At 66.7% G+C, this 13,705-nt stretch carries 15 protein-coding genes, 2 tRNA genes and 1 pseudogene; 9 read left to right on the plus strand and 9 right to left on the minus strand.

Annotated elements, in window-relative coordinates; all coding sequences use genetic code 11:
- Positions 1-21 precede the first annotated feature (21 nt).
- The 3 genes from D3874_RS12030 (at position 22) to D3874_RS28535 (ending at position 2,483) form a co-directional block, all read left to right on the plus strand.
- Complete coding sequence (locus tag D3874_RS12030) at positions 22-1,011, plus strand: AraC family transcriptional regulator (protein WP_158595952.1); 990 nt, start codon at positions 22-24, stop codon at positions 1,009-1,011.
- A 94-nt stretch (positions 1,012-1,105) separates the two neighbouring features.
- Positions 1,106-1,981, plus strand: a complete 876-nt coding sequence (locus tag D3874_RS12035; RefSeq protein ID WP_119778301.1) for a metal-dependent hydrolase — start codon at positions 1,106-1,108, stop codon at positions 1,979-1,981.
- A 61-nt stretch (positions 1,982-2,042) separates the two neighbouring features.
- Positions 2,043-2,483 (plus strand): GFA family protein, encoded by a 441-nt coding sequence (locus tag D3874_RS28535; RefSeq protein ID WP_158595953.1) that lies wholly within the window; start codon positions 2,043-2,045, stop codon positions 2,481-2,483.
- Positions 2,484-2,639: 156 nt separating this feature from the next.
- On the opposite strand, the gene D3874_RS12045 is transcribed toward D3874_RS28535, so the two are convergent.
- Complete coding sequence (locus D3874_RS12045) at positions 2,640-3,551, minus strand: LysR family transcriptional regulator (RefSeq protein ID WP_119778303.1); 912 nt, start codon at positions 3,549-3,551, stop codon at positions 2,640-2,642.
- A gap of 125 nt (positions 3,552-3,676) precedes the next feature.
- Between D3874_RS12045 and D3874_RS12050 the strand changes: the two genes are divergently transcribed.
- The 3 genes from D3874_RS12050 to D3874_RS12060 all read left to right on the plus strand — a co-directional run bounded on the left by D3874_RS12050 (position 3,677) and on the right by D3874_RS12060 (position 6,027).
- Positions 3,677-4,609 (plus strand): alpha/beta fold hydrolase, encoded by a 933-nt coding sequence (locus D3874_RS12050; protein WP_119778304.1) that lies wholly within the window; start codon positions 3,677-3,679, stop codon positions 4,607-4,609.
- A 25-nt stretch (positions 4,610-4,634) separates the two neighbouring features.
- Positions 4,635-5,384: an SDR family oxidoreductase gene (locus D3874_RS12055; protein ID WP_119778305.1), complete on the plus strand. Its 750-nt coding sequence runs from the start codon at positions 4,635-4,637 to the stop codon at positions 5,382-5,384.
- A gap of 208 nt (positions 5,385-5,592) precedes the next feature.
- Positions 5,593-6,027: a cupin domain-containing protein gene (locus D3874_RS12060; RefSeq protein WP_119778306.1), complete on the plus strand. Its 435-nt coding sequence runs from the start codon at positions 5,593-5,595 to the stop codon at positions 6,025-6,027.
- Positions 6,028-6,031: 4 nt separating this feature from the next.
- Here the strand turns inward: D3874_RS12060 and D3874_RS28540 are convergent, their stop codons facing one another.
- The 8 genes and pseudogenes from D3874_RS28540 to D3874_RS12095 all read right to left on the minus strand — a co-directional run bounded on the left by D3874_RS28540 (position 6,032) and on the right by D3874_RS12095 (position 13,014).
- Positions 6,032-6,184, minus strand: coding sequence for a hypothetical protein (locus D3874_RS28540; protein WP_158595954.1), 153 nt, complete (start codon positions 6,182-6,184; stop codon positions 6,032-6,034).
- Positions 6,184-6,732 carry a hypothetical protein gene (locus tag D3874_RS12065; RefSeq protein ID WP_119778307.1) on the minus strand — a complete coding sequence of 183 codons (549 nt, stop codon included), beginning with the start codon at positions 6,730-6,732 and terminating at the stop codon, positions 6,184-6,186. The genes D3874_RS28540 and D3874_RS12065 overlap by 1 nt, the downstream gene beginning before the upstream one ends.
- 255 nt (positions 6,733-6,987) lie before the next feature.
- Positions 6,988-9,659 (minus strand): annotated as a pseudogene (locus D3874_RS12070) (valine--tRNA ligase).
- 77 nt (positions 9,660-9,736) lie between these two features.
- Positions 9,737-10,408, minus strand: a complete 672-nt coding sequence (locus tag D3874_RS12075; protein ID WP_119775134.1) for a DUF2497 domain-containing protein — start codon at positions 10,406-10,408, stop codon at positions 9,737-9,739.
- Positions 10,409-10,510: 102 nt separating this feature from the next.
- Positions 10,511-11,710, minus strand: coding sequence for a TolC family outer membrane protein (locus tag D3874_RS12080; protein ID WP_119778308.1), 1,200 nt, complete (start codon positions 11,708-11,710; stop codon positions 10,511-10,513).
- Complete coding sequence (locus tag D3874_RS31170; RefSeq protein WP_158595955.1) at positions 11,617-11,886, minus strand: TolC family protein; 270 nt, start codon at positions 11,884-11,886, stop codon at positions 11,617-11,619. The genes D3874_RS12080 and D3874_RS31170 overlap by 94 nt, the downstream gene beginning before the upstream one ends.
- A gap of 133 nt (positions 11,887-12,019) precedes the next feature.
- The gene (locus D3874_RS12090; protein ID WP_119778310.1) at positions 12,020-12,349 is read right to left on the minus strand and encodes a rhodanese-like domain-containing protein; all 330 of its coding nucleotides are present in this window, start codon (positions 12,347-12,349) and stop codon (positions 12,020-12,022) included.
- A gap of 11 nt (positions 12,350-12,360) precedes the next feature.
- Positions 12,361-13,014: a protein-L-isoaspartate O-methyltransferase family protein gene (locus tag D3874_RS12095; protein WP_119778311.1), complete on the minus strand. Its 654-nt coding sequence runs from the start codon at positions 13,012-13,014 to the stop codon at positions 12,361-12,363.
- A gap of 116 nt (positions 13,015-13,130) precedes the next feature.
- Here D3874_RS12095 and D3874_RS12100 point away from each other — a divergent pair, with 116 nt between their 5' ends.
- The 3 genes from D3874_RS12100 to D3874_RS12110 all read left to right on the plus strand — a co-directional run bounded on the left by D3874_RS12100 (position 13,131) and on the right by D3874_RS12110 (position 13,690).
- Positions 13,131-13,379, plus strand: coding sequence for a hypothetical protein (locus tag D3874_RS12100; protein ID WP_147385631.1), 249 nt, complete (start codon positions 13,131-13,133; stop codon positions 13,377-13,379).
- Between the two features lie 69 nt (positions 13,380-13,448).
- Positions 13,449-13,522, plus strand: a tRNA-Cys gene (locus D3874_RS12105).
- Between the two features lie 93 nt (positions 13,523-13,615).
- Positions 13,616-13,690: transfer RNA gene (locus D3874_RS12110), tRNA-Asn, on the plus strand.
- Positions 13,691-13,705 lie beyond the last annotated feature (15 nt).

Consider the following 13,705-nt stretch of genomic DNA (forward strand, 5'->3'; position numbering starts at 1 on the left):
GTTCGACCCCCCATCCCGTTCATGACCTTGCCCAACTGGCTGAAGGCGGCAGCGCTGTGTGGCTTTGACGTTACGCCTCTGTTCGCCCAGGCCGGCATCGACATCGACCTGATCCACCTGGAAAGCGCCACCGTGCGGCCGTCGCAGATCATCCAGGTGATGACCGCGGCCGTGGCCCTGGCCAAGCGGGGCCACTTCCCCTTCGCGCTGGGCGAGACCTTCGCCTTCGAATACATGCCCGATATCGAGGTCTTCGTGACCACCAGCCCGACCCTGCGCCAGGCCCTGCCGGTGTTCGACCTGGTGCGGGCCTTCATCAACCCCATGCTGGCGGTCGACCTGCGCGAGGACGGCGCGGTGGCGAGGCTGATCCTGCGCAGCGATCACCCGACCGAGGCGACACCCTATTTCGCCGAATCGCTGTTCGCCGCGATCCTGAAGTTCGCCCGCCGGCTGCTGGACCAGCAACACCCGTTCCACCGCCTTTGCCTGACCTATCCCGCCCCGGCCCATGCGGCGAAGTACCGGGCCTTCTTCAAGCTGCCGGTCGCCTTCGAGCAGCGCGAGAACGCGATCGAGTTCGACCGCGACCTGCTGGACCGGCCGCTGCGGGGCGGCGTCCCCGTGCTGCATCGCCAGGCGGAGTACCGTATCGAGCGCCGGATGGCCCATCGCCCGCGCTATAGCGGGGTCACCGCCGCCGTCGAGGCGACCTTGCGAGCCAAGCCGGCGCTGCTGGGCGGCGGGCTGGCCGCGACGGCCCAGGCCATGGCCTGGCCCAGCCGCAGCCTGCAACGCCGCCTGGCCGAGGAAGGCGAGAACTTTGCCGCACTCCAGGCCCGGGTCCGCCAGCAACTGGCCATGGCCTATCTGGACGACGACCGCGGCGATATCGAAGCCTTGAGCGACTACCTGGGCTTTTCCGACCGGCGCAGCTTCACCCGCGCCTTCGTCCGCTGGACCGGGCAAACACCCCGCGCCTTCCGGGCCAAGGGGCGCACCGAACGCTGAGCCATTGGCACCAAATGTTCCCTTTTGGGGCTGCGGTCATATCGCCGGCGACAACCCGCCCCTAGATTGGGCAGGGCTTAGAGAAGGCGACCCCATGGACCAGCAGCACCAGACCGACGCCGCCATCATCCCCCGCAAGGGCCCGGATTTCGGCCTGGACGGCGACATTCCCCGCTATTGGATGGGCGGCGACCCGTTCAAGACCCGGTTCTTCGATGCCATGTCCCTGCTGTTTCCCGAGGGCGAGAAATTCTTCATCGCCTGCGTGCGCGACTATCACGACAAGATCGACGACCCGGCCCTGGCGGAACAGGTGCGCGGCTTCGTCTATCAGGAAGGCCAGCACGGCATGGTGCATACGCGCTTCAACGACCGGCTGAAGGCGCAAGGCATCGATGTCGACCGGGAGCTGGAAGAACAGAAGCAACTGCTGAACGAGACCTTCCGCAAGCGCTTCCCCAAGGTTTTCACGCTGGCCCAGACGGCGGCCTCGGAACACCTCACGGCCCTGATGGCCCACGGCTTCTTCGCGACCGACATGATGCAGAAGGCCGACCCGCGCATCCGCGCCATGTACGCCTGGCACGCCATCGAGGAGATCGAGCACAAGGCGGTCGCCTTCGACGTCTTCAAGAAGGTCGCCCGCGGCAGCTACCTCACCCGGATCTCGGCCATGCTGATGGCCTCGCTGGGCTTCCCGCTCCACGTCTTCGTCATCATGCACCGCATGTTCAAGGTCGACCGGCCCGAAAAGCCGCTCGCCATGTGGCTGCGCGGGTTGTGGTGGCTCTATGGCTGGGGCGGCCTCTATCCCCGCCTGCTGCCGCATTACTTTGCCTACTACCTTCCCGGCTTCCATCCCTGGAAGCACGGCGACATGGGCATTCACGAGACCTGGACGACGGCCTTCAAGGACAGCGGCGGCAATGCGATTGCCGCCGGCAACGCCGTGCTGCCAGGCGCGTCCTGATCCTTCCCTACTCTGCCGGCGCCCGCGGTGGCATGCTGCCGGCAGAACCAGGGAGGACACCATGCGCCCGATCACGGCCGACGACCCGTTGACCGGCGGCTGCCTGTGCGGGCGCTTGCGCTACCGCGTCATCGCCCCGCCGCTCTCGACCAGCCATTGCCATTGCACCTTGTGCCGCCGGGCGAATGCCGCCGGCTTCGTCACCTGGTCGACGGTGCCGCGCGCGGCCTTCTCGTTCAACCAGGACAGCCCGAAGGACTACGCCTGGTCGCCGCGGGCGGTGCGCCAGTTCTGCCCCGATTGCGGCAGCCAGCTCACCTTCCGCTTCGTCGAGCTGGCCGACGAAATTGACATCACCTGCGCCACGCTGGACGAGCCCGATCGGGTTACGCCCGAGTATCACACCTGGGTCGCCAACAAGCTGCCCTGGATCGTGCTGGGCAACGACGGCATCCCCCATCACGACGAATGGGGCAGCGACACGGTGCCCGACGGGGTGTGAGCCTCCTGCGCACTCCCTCGCCCCGCGTGCGGGGAGAGGGCTGGGGTGAGGGGTCGCGGGGCCACACCTTGTCCTGACCGGATCGGGCACGGCCAGCCCCTGGCAGCCCCTCACCCTGCCCTCTCCCCGCAAGCGGGGCGAGGGAAACCGGTGGCATTACCCAGGCCGGTCCCATGGCGGCACGCCGGCGAAGGCTTCGGCCAGGAAATCGATCATCACGCGCACTTTGGCGCTCAGGTGGCGGCGGCTGGGGAAGATTGCCTGCACGTCGATGTCGGGCATGCGGAAGCCCGGCAGCAGCGGCACCAGGCGGCCCTGGCGCAGATCCTCCCCGATCAGGAAGGTGGGCTGCCAGATGATGCCGCGCCCGGCGATCGCCGCCGCCCGTGCGGTGTCGCCGTTGTTGGTCAGCATCACATAGTTGACCTTGACCGCATGGTCGACGCCGACCGCGTCCAGGAGATGCCATTCGTCCCCGGTCGAAGCGTAGGTATAGCCGACGCAAGCGTGGCCGCGCAGGTCGTCCGGCACCATAGGCGTGCCATGACGGGCCAGATAGCCGGGCGAGGCGCAGACGATGTTGCGCGAGACGGCGAGCCGGCGGGCGATATGGGTGGTGGAGCCGGCGCGCGAAATCCGGATGGCGAGGTCGAAGCCCTCGTCGACGATGTCGACCACCCGGTCGAACAGCGCCACGTCGAGTTCCACCGCCGGGTAGCGATCCAAGAACCGCGGCCACAGCGGCGCCAGGTGCAGGACGCCGAAGCTGAGCGGCGCGTTGACCCGCAGCCGGCCCTGGGGCCGCAGGGTGGCGGCCGAGACCAGTGCCTCGGTCTCGGCCACATCGTCCAGGATCGATTTGCTGCGCTCGTACAGCGCCTGGCCGCCCTCGGTGAGCGAGACGCGCCGCGAGGTGCGGTTCAGCAGGCGCGTGCCGAGATAGGCCTCGAGCTCGCTGACATAACGGGTGACGTTGGCCGGCGAGGTGTTCAGAGCCTCCGCCGCGCGGGCAAAGCCGCCCGTCGAGACGACGGTCGCGAAGATTTCGTAGGCGCGCAGCCGATCCATCACCGATCATTCATAAAAGCTGAACTACTAAATCAGTTCTGCACCATCGATCCAGTATAAAATGAACAATACCTTCTGCCCATCGGCACCGCAGCGCCGAGCCTCATTCGGACAGGAGACTTCAAATGATCAACGACCTGACCCCTTCCCGCCGCAGCCTGCTGGCCGGCGCTGCCGCCCTCACCCTCGCCGCGGCGCCCGTCTTCGCCGCCACCGGCAAGGTCCCCGCCGGCTTCCGGGAAGCCGATGCGGAGGTGAACGGCACCCGCATCCACTACGCGATCGGCGGCCAGGGCAGCGCTATCGTCCTGCTCCACGGCTATGCCCAGACCAGCCACATGTGGACGCCCCTGATGCCCTTGCTGGCCAAGAACCACACGGTGATCGTGCCCGACCTGCGCGGCGCCGGTGCCTCGGCCAAGCCCGAGGGCGGCTACGACAAGAAGACCTTGGCGGTCGACATCCACGACCTGGTCACCCAGCTCGGCTTCGACAAGGTGCAGGTGGTCGGCCACGACATCGGCCTGATGGTCGCCTATGCCTTCGCCGCCCAATTCCCGCAAGCGACCGAGCGCCTGGTCCTGATGGATGCCTTCCTGCCCGGCATCGGCAACTGGAAGGATGTCTGGCTGCTGCGCGACCTGTGGCACTTCCACTTCTACGGCCCCACCCCGCTGGCCCTGGTCGCCGGCCGCGAGCGGATCTACTTCGAGCACTTCTGGAACGACTTCGCCGCCGATCCCAAGCATTCGGTCTCGGAAGAGGACCGGCAGGTCTATGCCGCGGCCTATGCCCAGCCGGGCGGCATGAAGGCGGGCTTTGAATACTTCCGCAACTTCGAGAAGGACGCCGCCGATTTTGCAGCACTTGCTGAAACCAAGCTGACCATGCCGGTCCTGGTCCTGACCGGCGAGAAGGCCAGCGGCACCGTCCTGATCGATCAGACCAGGCTGGTCGCCCAGAATGTCGAGGGTGTGATCATCCCCGGCTCGGGCCACTGGCTGATCGACGAGGCGCCCGCACTCGTCATCCCCGCTCTCGTCAACTTCCTCAAGTAACCCCAGAAATCGAAGGAGCAGAATCATGAACCGTCTTATCGGCAAGCGCGCCCTGATCACCGGCGGGACCAGCGGCATCGGCCTGGAAACCGCGCAGCAATTCATCGCCGAGGGGGCCCGCGTCGCGGTCACCGGCACCAACCCGGAGACCATCGCCAAGGCCCGCGAGATCCTAGGCAGCGATGCCCTGGTCCTCCAGGGCGACGCCGGCAGCGTGGCCGACCAGAAAAGGCTGGCCCAGGCGGTCGGCGAGGCCTTCGGCCAGCTCGACGCGGTCTTCATCAACGCCGGCATCGCCCAGTTGAAACCGATCGAGGCCTGGGACGAGGCAGGTTTCGACCGCACCATCGCGGTGAACCTGAAGGGCCCCTATTTCCTGCTCCAGGCGCTTTTGCCGATCCTGGCCAAACCCGCCTCGATCGTGCTGAACACCTCGATCAACGCCAATATCGGCATGCCCAATTCCAGCGTCTATGCCGCCAGCAAGGCCGGCCTGATCTCGCTGGCGCGGACCTTCTCGGGCGAGTTGATCGGCCGCGGCATCCGGGTGAACGCGGTCAGCCCCGGGCCGATTTCGACCCCGCTCTACGGCAAGCTCGGCATGTCCAACGACGATCTGCAGAAGACCGCGGACTACATCAAGTCCCAGATCCCCGCGGGCCGCTTCGGCGAACCCGGCGAGATCGCCAAGGCCGTGGTCTTCCTGGCCTCCGACGAGTCGGCCTTCACCGTCGGCGCGGAACTGGTGATCGACGGCGGCATGAGCACCCTGTAACGACCCTGCCCCCGGGGATCCGACCGGTTCCCGGGGGCAAATTTCTGCGGCGGGCGCGAGATACCGGTTTGCGCAGTGCAGCATAATCAGCAACACTGATCGCTCAAGCCATCGGCGACGGGTCCTGCCCGACGCCGCCGCGGCCTGTCCGACCGATGGCACCCGAGAACGTGAGCCTGTTGTCCGCCGGCGTCGGTAGGAGCGTGCCATGTCAGACGAGAACACTTTCTCTCATGTGAAGCCGGGCGATACGCCGTTCGTCGGCGAGGGCCTGCGCGATTTCTTCCAGTATCGCGACTTAGGCATCGCCGCCGCCACCGGCGGCAAGGTCATCGCCCAACTGGTGCGCGCCAACGAGCCGCCGCAAGAGGGTACGGGCTGGCACCGCCACAAGGCCGATTTCCATATCGTGATCATGCTGAAGGGCTGGGCGCGCTTCATGTACGAGGACAAGGAGACGCTGGTCTCGGCCGGCGACTGCGTCCACCAGCGCCCCGGCATCACCCACTACCTGTTCGATTACTCGCCGGACATGGAATATCTCGAAGTGGTCGGCCCGGCGGATTTCACCACCATCGACGTGGAAGGCCCCTGCCCCGTGCCGGCGCCCACGCCGTGGAAGACGGCGGCGGTGGCGGAATAGGCCTCTAACTGCGGGCCCAGGCCGGCAGGGCGGCGACGTCGGCGCGGGCGGCGCGCAGGTCCTGCCGCCGGGAAATGCCCGAGACGACCAGGGCGATCGAGCTGTAGGACATCAGCCACAGCACCTCGGCGACGCTGCCGACGACCTCGGGCGCCATCAGCCCCCGTCCCCGCGGCACCACCCCAGCAGGGGCAGGAAGGTCAGGGCCAGGGCCGCGACGGTCGCCGCCAGCCAGACGCCGGCCACGGCGGTGGAAGGCGACTGGCGCCAGTTCACGAACAGCGATTGCGCCCGGAAGGGATCGCTGGCCCGCCAGGCCTCGCGCAGCAGCAAGGTGGCGAAAAACAGATTGATCACCGGCAGGCACCACAGCACGGCGGCGGTCAGCACCGGCCAGACGGCGTCGCTGACTCCCAGGGCCGGCAGGTTGTGGCGGCAGCCCAGCAGGAAATAGAGAACGGCGAGTGCGACGAGCCCCAGCAGGCCGGACTGGGCCCGCTTCCAGAAATCGATGCTGACCCTCATCTGCGCGGCGGCGGCCGGATCCTGCACCGTCTCATCCGGCAGGATCCCGGCGACCACCAGCAGGCGATCTAGGATCATCAAGGAGAGAACCGCGCCCAAAACACACAGGATACAGACCAGCAGCGCCCGGGGCGCCACCGACACAAACTCCTGCCGCGGCCCCCTCGCGACGAACGACATGCGCAGGCTCCCCGACCGAAGCAACAGGAAAAAATCGAACGGGACAGCCTGCGCCGCAGAGCCTTTATTTTCCGTTACCGAGCCGGTTCTGGTAGGCGGATTGGGGAGGCGTTGTGCGTCCTTCGAGACGCCACGCTTCGCATGGCTCCTCAGGATGAGGCAAGTCTTTGTGCCATAAAGATTTTCCTCATCCTGAGGAGGCCCGAAGGGCCGTCTCGAAGGACGCACGGCGCGCCTGCGAGATGGATCCCCAGCTCAGCTGCTCGCGGTGAGGCGGGCCAGGGCTTCGACCAGCTTGGCGCGCGCCCGCGCGGTCTCGTCCTGGCGTTCGCGCTGTTCCTCGATCACTTCCGGCGCGGCCTTGGCGATGAAGGCCGCATTGCCCAGCTTGGCCGCGATCTTGGCCAGTTCCTGGTCGGCCTTGGCGATCTCCTTCTCCAGGCGCTTGCGCTCGGCCGCCAGGTCGATGACATCGCCCAGCGGCAGGGCCGCGGTGACCCCTCGATGACGAGCTGGACCGAACCCTTGGGCGCGGCGGCGACAAAGTCGATCGCCTCCAGCCGGGCCAGGCGCTGGATCAGATCGCGGTGGCGGCCGACCCGCGCGGTGACGCCGTCGTCGGCGCCGACCAGCGCCAGGTTCAGCTTCGCCCCGGCCGGGACATTCGATTCCGCGCGCAGGGCGCGGATCTCCGAGATCAGGCGGATCACCCATTCGACTTCCCCGTCGGCGGCCGGATCGATCAGGCTGCGGTCGACCTGGGGCCAGTCGGCCAGGATCAGGGTACTCGGCCGCGCGATGCCGGCGCCTTCCGCGGTCTGGGCCCACAGTTCTTCGGTGATGAAGGGCATGAAGGGGTGCAACAGGACCAGGATGCGGTCGAAGACATGGGCCGCGGTGGCGCGGGTTTCGGCCTTGGCCGCGTCGTCCTCGCCGTTCAGCACGGGCTTGATCAGTTCCAGATACCAGTCGCAGAAGGTGCCCCAGACGAACTGATAGATCGCCGCCGCCGCCTCGTTGAAGCGATAGCCGTCGAGCGCCTCGTTCAGCGCCGCGGTCACCCGTTCCGCCTCGCCCAGTAGCCAGCGATTGATGGTGCCTGTCGCCGCCTTGGGCTCGAAGCCGGGCGCGATGCGGCATTCGTTCATCTCGCAGAAACGCGCGGCATTCCACAGCTTGGTGGCGAAGTTGCGGTAGCCCTCGACCCGCTGGGTGCTAAGCTTGATGTCGCGGCCCTGGGCGGCCATGGCCGTCAGGGTGAAGCGCAGGGCATCGGCGCCGTATTTGTCGATCAGGTCGAGGGGATCGATGACGTTCCCCTTCGACTTGGACATCTTCTGGCCCTTCTCGTCACGCACCAGGGCGTGGATATAGACCGTGTGGAACGGCACTTCCTTCATGAAGTGCAGGCCCATCATCATCATCCGGGCAACCCAGAAGAAGATGATGTCGAAGCCGGTCACCAGGATATCGGTCTTGTAGTGACGCTTCAGGATATCGGTCTGTTCCGGCCAGCCCAGGGTCGAGAACGGCCACAGGGCGGAGGAGAACCAGGTGTCGAGCACATCCTCGTCGCGGATGAGCGCCACGTCACGGCCATAGTGGGCCTTGGCCGCTGCTACCGCCTCGGCCTCGGTCTCCTCGACGAAGACATGGTTGTCGGGACCGTACCAGGCCGGGATCTGGTGGCCCCACCAGAGCTGGCGCGAGACGCACCAGGGCTGGATGTTGTTCATCCACTCGAAATAGGTCTTGTCCCAGTTCTTGGGAACGAACGTGGTCTCGCCGCTTTCCACGGCCGCGATGGCGGGCCGGGCCAGGGTCCTGGCATCGACATACCACTGATCGGTCAGCAGGGGTTCGATGACCACGCCCGAGCGGTCGCCGAAAGGCTGCATCAGGACGTGGTCCTTGACCTCGACCAGATATTCCTGGGCTTCCAGGTCGGCGACGATCTGCTTGCGGGCGTCGAAGCGATCGAGGCCGCGATAGGCCGCCGGCACCGCCTCGTCGGTGACGATCCTGCCATGGATGTCGAGGATCGAGATCTGTTCGAGGTTGTGGCGCTTGCCGACCTCGAAATCGTTGAAATCATGGGCCGGCGTGATCTTGACGGCGCCGGTGCCCTTCTCGGGGTCGGAATAGCTGTCGGCGACGATGGGGATGCGCCGGCCGACCAGGGGCAGGATGGCGAACTTGCCGACCAGGTGGCGGTAGCGCTCGTCGTCGGGATGGACGGCGATGCCGCTGTCGCCCAGCATGGTTTCGGGCCGCGTCGTCGCCACGGTGACGAAGTCGTCGGTGCCTTCGATGGGATAGCGGATGTGCCAGAGGTGGCCCTTCACCTCGCGGCTCTCGACCTCGAGGTCGGAAATCGCGGTGAGAAGCTGCGGGTCCCAGTTGACCAGGCGCTTGTCCTTGTAGAGCAGGCCGTCGCGGTACAGGGTGACGAAGACCTTGCGCACCGCGGCGCTCAGGCCCTCGTCCATGGTGAAGCGTTCGCGGCTCCAGTCGCACGACGCCCCCAGCCGGCGCAACTGGCCGGTGATGGTACCGCCCGAGACTTCCTTCCAGGCCCAGACGCGCTTGATGAATTCTGCGCGGCCGAGGTCCCGGCGCGAGCGGTTCTCGCCCGATTGGGCCAGTTGGCGTTCCACCACCATCTGGGTGGCGATGCCGGCATGGTCGGTACCCGGCTGCCACAGCACGTCACGCCCGCGCATCCGCTGCAGGCGCACCAAAATGTCTTGCAGCGTGTTGTTCAGGGCGTGGCCCATGTGCAGGCTGCCGGTGACGTTGGGCGGCGGGATCACGATGGTGTAGGGCTCACCACCGGTGCGCTTGCCCACGCCGAAGGCGCCCGAGGCCTCCCACTGGGCATAGAGGCGGGGTTCGACGGCGGCGGGGTCGTAGGTCTTCTTAAGCATGACGTATCTCGATAGCGCAGCCGCCACGCCTTGTCGGCGCGGCCGGCGCAATGCGGCGGGGCGTGACGCCCCAGGATTCAGAGGTTGGGATCGCGCCCGGAAATGCGCGCCAGTTCCTCGGCCACGCAACGCTCGACGATCCCGGCCAGGTGGGTATCCAGCCAATCCTTGAGCATCGGCCGCAGCAGGTCCTCGACCACCTCCTCGACCGAGCGGGCGTCGCCGTCCGCGCGGCGCGTCCCGGCCGGCGGCCGGCTGGCCTGGGCGACCTGGGCAAAGGCATTGCGGGCCTGGCTTGCGATCGTTTCCGATACCAGGCGTTCAGCGGGCGGCACGGCACCGGACATCGGGCTGTCCTTCTCGTTCAAGAGCATCGGCGGGACGGGCTCGTCTTCATCGTCTTCCGCCACGAAATTCTGCAGGGGTGCCGGATCCGGCACCAGCGCCGGACCGGCGAAGGGGGCGTCGGCAGGCGTATCGGGTTCGGGATGGGGGCTCAGCGAGACGACGCTGCCGTCGTCGGCCACCATCTCGGTCAGGTCGAGGATTTCGCCGGGGGTGTCCCTGGGCGCGTCCCTCGGAGCGTCTCTAGGGGCATCGCCGGCCGGCTCGGCATCGGTGGCGGCCCCCTCGGGCCGACCGTCGCCGTCTTCGGCGATGATCCGCCGAATCGAGGCCAGAATCTCTTCCATGGTCGGGTCGGCGGCACCCTTTGCGCCCTCGCCTTCCCGCTTCAACTCATCCGTCATCTCTTAATCCCCGCCGCTCAGGCGTCCCCAGCGACCGCCCAAGCTACGGCACGCACCCACCGAAAGAAAGAGGCGGGCGCGTTTTCTGTCAACGGCGTGTCATCAATCGAAGCCGAACCAGCGGCCGCGGCTCTCGTCATAGTGCTTCACGGGATCGTAGCGGTCGCCCGACAGATTCAGGTTCTGGGCGGTCAGGCGGCCCACGGCGGACAGCAAGGTGAAGGCGGCGATATATTCGTCGCCCTGGGCCCGCACCAGGGCGACCTGGGAATTGAGCAATTCCTGTTCGGCGTTCAAGACATCGAGCACGGTGCGCGAGCCGACCGAGGATTCCTGCCGCACGCCTTCCAGCGCTAGGCTGTTGGCGGCGACCGCCTGCTTCTGCGAGACGATCACGGCCCGCGCCGCTTCGAGCTGGTCGAAAGCGTTCGAGGCCGACTCGATCACCGTGCGCTGGGTCTCGGAGACCTGCGACAGGCGCTGGCTGGCGGTTTGCTGGTTCTGGCGGATGGTGGCGTATTCGGCGCCGGACTGGTACAGCGGCACGGTCACCTGGACCTGCAAGGCCGCTTGATCCGTGCGCGATCCATTGGTGCTCTGTTCTTCGGCCCGCGATAATTCGGCCACCAGATCCACCTGGGGCAGAATCGTGCTGATGGCAACGTCGATGCCGTCGCGGGCCGCTAATTCAACATAACGCGCCGTGATAAGGTCAGGATTCTCTGCCACGGCAATGGCCCGAGCTTCTTCAGCGGTCGGCGGCAGCGGCGGCAGCGAAGGCAGGGCCGCGAGTGTACCCGGCGCATTGCCCACGACGCGCTCGTAGGCCTGCCGTGCCCCGTCGAGATCGGCCTTCGAAACTTCGAGCTGCGACACGGATTCCGCCAGACGCGCTTCGGACTGGGCGACGTCGGTGCGGGTCACTTCGCCGACACGGAAGCGATCCTGGCTGGCTTCCAGTTCGCGACGCAGCACTTCGACGTTCTTCTCGTTCAACTCCACCACCGCCTGGTTGGTGATGACGTTGACATAGGCCTGGACGACCGCCAGCAGCACGCTCTGTTCAACGGAGTTCAACTGGCCGCGACCGGCCTGGATCTGGTTGTCGGCGGCACTGGTTTCGGCCACGGTTCGACCGCCGCGATAAAGCGGCTGCGAACCTTGCAGCGAAACGGACCAAGGGTTGAGGTCTTCTGAACGCTTCGCCGTTATCGGCGCACCCGTGAGGGGTTCGTTGAGGGGGTCCTGGAGTCCACCGAGGCGTAACCACCCGCCCCGTTGATCACCACCGTGGGCCGCCAGCCCGACAGGGCCTTGGCGATTTCCTCGTCGGTCGCGCGCAGGGCGGCGCGCTGCGCCTCCAGCGTCGGGTTGGTCGCATAGGCCGTCGACAGGGCTTCAGGCAGCGATTCGGCCCAGGCGGGCACCACGCCGCTGATTGCCATGATTGCAACGAGGCTCACCAAACGCTTGGCCATCTTCACCGTCCCGACCTTGAACCGGCACGACACGCAGGCGCGTCGCGAGGGTAATTGCCGCACAAACCTATAGTCGCGCCGCCACCCTGACAACTCGGGCAACGCATGGCCGACGCGCATTATATGATGGGGATCAATAACGCGCCATTCCAGGGTCGACGACGCCGGCCCAGCGATCGATGCCGCCGGTCAGGTTGATCGCCCCCTCGACACCCTTCGAGCGCAGCCACAAGGTCGCCCGCAGGCTGCGGGCCCCGTGATGGCAAACCACCACCACCGTCCGGCCATCGGCCAGTTCGGCCGGGTCCACCCCGCGCTCCAGGGTGCCCAGCGGCACGTTCACGGCGCCGTCCAGATGGCAGATCTCGAATTCCCACGGCTCGCGCACGTCGAGAATCATCGGCGTCTCGCCCGCCTCGAGCCTGGCCGCCAGCGCTTCGACCGGGAGTTCGATCTCGCTCATCGCGCGCGCCTTCAGAAAACGAAGGCGGGCGCGCGCTCGAAGCCCGGCAGGATGGGGGTCGCGGCGTCGAACAGGGGCCGGCGGCCGACGATGCCGCCCGCCTTGGTGAACAAGGTGGCGACCCCCATGGGGCCGTCACGCAGCACGGCGATCAGGCGGCCGCCTTCCGCCAGTTGCTCGAACAAGGCCGGCGGCACGTCCGGGACCGACGCCTCGATCAGGATCACGTTGTAGGGCTGGCCGGCGGCATGGCCCTTGGCCAGGTCGCCCGCGACCACCGCGACATTGACCAGGCCCAGTTCGGCCAGGGTCGCGCGGGCCTGGGTTGCCAGGTCGGCCGCGGCTTCCAGGGCCACCACGTCGGCCGCGAGATGGCCGAGCACGGCGGCGGTGTAGCCGGTGCCGCTGCCCACATCGAGCACCTTTTCATGGCCGGCGATGCCGGCTTCCTGAAGCATGCGGGCAAAGACCCGCGGCTCGATCAGGTAGCGGCCGCCGCCCAGGCTGATGTCTTCGTCGACATAGGCGACGGATTTCAGAAGCTCGGGCACGAAGCGCTCGCGCGGCACGGCGAAGATCGCCTCGTGCACGCGGGTATCGGTGACCCGGTTCGGCTTGATCTGGCTCTCCAGCATCAGGCGCCGGAGGGCGAGGAAATCTGCCATTGATGTGATCCGATTGGGTGATGGGCTCCAAGGACTTATACGAGGTCGCCCGGCGCCTGACAACGCGCCCGAAAGCGCCCTTGGTGCAATGCGTCAATTCTGTTGCACGACCGTCGATGGCGCTTCGCATCGCCGTCCTTCTTCTTGTAGAATGGGCCGCAAAACAAGGGAGGCCCGCCTTGGGATACAGCATCGTTGCCTGCAACACGATCGGGGCAATCGCGCTGAAGCGCGAAGACGCAATCGCGGCCCTGAAGAAGGCCCGCGAGCTGCGCGACCAGAACTTCTGGGATATCGAGATCATCGATGCGCGCGGCAGCCGCCTGGATGAAGCGACCTTTGCCCGGCAGCACGACCTGAAATAGTCGCGCCGCCGGCCGCTGCTTGGTTGCGCGGGTCCGGCTGCTCTGGTATATCGCCCGTCTTCCCGAAACGGCGACGTGGCGGAATGGTTACGCAGCGGACTGCAAATCCGTGTATGCCGGTTCGATTCCGGCCGTCGCCTCCAGGGATTAAATGCGCTTGGCATCGCGTCGAATCGCGGTGTATAAAGCGCGCCTTCCGCAGTGGCGGAAACGAGCTTAGCCGGCAAGCCGGCTGTTCCTCGGTAGCTCAGTGGTAGAGCAACCGGCTGTTAACCGGTTGGTCGCTGGTTCGAATCCGGCCCGGGGAGCCAGATTGATCAGGGGTC

Origin of the sequence: Oleomonas cavernae, assembly GCF_003590945.1 — a bacterium.
Classification (GTDB): Bacteria; Pseudomonadota; Alphaproteobacteria; order Zavarziniales; family Zavarziniaceae; genus Zavarzinia; species Zavarzinia cavernae.